The 2,748-nt window shown below is 49.7% G+C and carries 2 protein-coding genes; both read right to left on the bottom strand.

Annotated features, from left to right (window positions below; translation table 11 throughout):
- Positions 1 to 2,018: hypothetical protein (locus tag HZA49_04110; protein ID MBI5778624.1), on the bottom strand; the 2,018-nt coding region annotated here is incomplete at its 3' end.
- Between the two features lie 294 nt (positions 2,019 to 2,312).
- Positions 2,313 to 2,748: hypothetical protein (locus HZA49_04105; GenBank protein ID MBI5778623.1), on the bottom strand; the 436-nt coding region annotated here is incomplete at its 5' end.

Here is a 2,748-nt window from a genome sequence, read left to right as displayed (position 1 = left end):
CTGGAAACCGCTGTGTAGGCCTGTGCGGTTTCGGATACCGTATTTGAACCTGTTACCGTCACCGTGGCGATTGTCCCGGGCACCACGGTTACCACCTTGCCGCCGGATACTCCTGGCGCTGAGACCGAGGTCGCGGTTATCATGATATTGCCTGCCAGGAATCCGGTGATGGTATTCCCGGTCCGGGTGACTGAGCCCGTGTCATTCACGTGCGCCCAGTTATAGGTATCTGAGACCGTATTATTGTTGGCATCCCTGGAAACCGCTGTGTAGGCCTCGGCTGTGCCGGCTGAGGTGATTGAATTGGCGCCTGAGACCGTCACGGTTGTGACTGTCCCAGGGGTTACGGTCACTGTTTTACCACCGGATACGCCGCTGGTAGTACCGGTAGCCGTGATGGTTGCCGTCCCGGCCAGGAATCCGGTAATGGTATTCCCGGTCCGGGTGACTGAACCGCTCCCATTGGCATGGGTCCAGGTGTATGTCTCAGAAACCGTGTTTCCGTTGGCGTCCTTGGAAACCGCGGCATAGGTCTGGGGTGTACCGGCTGATGTGACTGAATTGGCACCTGATACCGTTACCGTGGCAATGGCGCCGGGCACTACAGTTACTACCTTACCGCCTGATCTGCTCGGCGCAGCCACTGAGGTCGCGGTTATTGTTACCGTACCTGCTAAATTGCCGATAAGCGAGTTAATGATCCGGGTCACTGAGCCCGTGTCATTCAAGTGCGTCCAATTATAAGTATCTGAAACCGTATTACCGTTGATATCCCTGGAAACCGCCGTATAAACCTGTGCGGTCTCGGATACCGTGTCAGAACCCGAGACCGTCACGGTAACTATCGCACCAGCCGTTATCGTCACTACCTTATCGCCTGATATACCACTGGTAGTGCCGGTGGCCGTGATGGTTGCCGTCCCGGCCAGGAATCCGGTCAGGCTATTACCGGTCCTGGTGACAGAACCGCTCCCATTGGCATGGGCCCAGGTGTATGTCTCAGAAACCGTGTTTCCGTTGGCGTCCTTGGAAACCGCGGTATAGGTCTGGGGTGTGCCTGCTGAGGCAATTGGGTCCGGACCGAAAACAGTAACGGCCGCCACCGCGCCGGGATTGACGGTAATAAAATTGCTAATCTTGGTTCTTGAGGCCGGATCCGTGGCCACCAGGATTGTCGACCCTGATAGGGTTACCTTTGCATATATAGTGGCAACCCCGTTATTAAGCGTATATGTCCGCGCGGTATTTATTTCGCTGAAGGTGTTGCTGGTATAATAATTTATCCCGGCACCTGAATTCATTGTAATGCTAAACGGATTATAAACACTGACCACTGCATTATTGTTGCCGTAAGCGGTAAGCGTTGCGGTCAGGCCCTGGTCAGCCGTGATGGTTGTAACATCGGTAGTAAGGGTGTAATATTTAATCGGACCGGTGGCAAACGAATATGTGGACGAGTCCGCATTGCCATAAGGATTGGTGGCCACCACCTTCCAGTAATAACGGCTTGTCTCTGTTAGCGGAACCGTATCGGGGATTGTTATATTCAAAACTCCGGGTTTGGCGGTTGTGGTATATAGCGGTATATTAAAGTTGCTGTCATTATCCAGATACACCTCATAAAAAACTTCATTGGGGGCATTGGTCCAGTTAAGATCGGGAGTCAATATCTCAGTATTGGGTGATGATGAGAATACCTCGCCTACGGGGATATTCAGCGGCTCGGTCAAATCAAATGCGCCGGCCGAAGGGGTTCCGCTGCTTTTGAGACCGGTGGCGAATGAGAACGGAGCATTAGAGGCAACGGTTCGACCGTAAGAATTTAGTGCGGTTATCCGCCAGTAATACCATTTACTGGGTAATACGGCGCCTTCAGGAACTATATACCGGGTAATGCCGGATGGAAAAGTACAAGAATAAACCGAATTAGCCGGAATAAAAGCATCGTCTTTAGATATCTCCAATAAATAATCAGAGGCATTAACAGCATTAGCCCATGATACAGAAAATGCCGGCACCGGATAGAAAACTGATGGATTTACAGTCGTAATATCTCCATCACAGGGCAAGATAAGATCGAATACCCCGGGTGCCGAAGCGCTACTACCACTGGTATTTCTTTTATATTCGCAACCACCATAATTGAATACGGTAACATATACAATAAATAGAACCATTATAACAAACGACCATCTTGTCTTATACATACAATTATTTATGCCACCCTAAAATTACTCAGAGTGACTATTTAGCCGAATTCTGACAAATACTGTCGGGATAAGAGCCAGTGATCCGCTTTGCTTAAACTGGCTCTAATATTTAGCCGTCAATCTAATAAACGCTCCCTTAACTTTATAATCCCTGCCTAATGTGGTCAGGTCATCAGAGAAGTCAACCAGGTTATATCCAAACCCGAATATCAGATTATCATTCACCTCGCGGTCTACCTCAAATACCATGCCGGTCTTCTGGTCTTCGGCAATGCTGACACTCAACATCCGGTATTCTAATCCCAGAGTCCATTTATCCAGTATCTTGCTTTCCGACATCAACCGGTAGTTGAATCTCAATGCCACTAATGATACGTCCTTGTCCAGTTCATCCATATTGCTGACGTTCTCGATATTCTTCCGGTAGGCCAGTTTCTCCACTATCTGTAATTGTTTCATCACATCCATTGCGCCTTCTACGGCTACGACTATGGCCTGGATGTCCGTGGTAATTCCGTTCGGGCTCTGGCTGGGCGTG

It is taken from the genome of Planctomycetota bacterium (assembly GCA_016235865.1).
Lineage (GTDB): Bacteria > Planctomycetota > MHYJ01 > JACQXL01 > JACQXL01 > JACRIK01.
The sequence above is the reverse complement of the archived record's forward strand: the minus strand, read 5'-3'. Positions and strand labels throughout refer to the sequence as shown.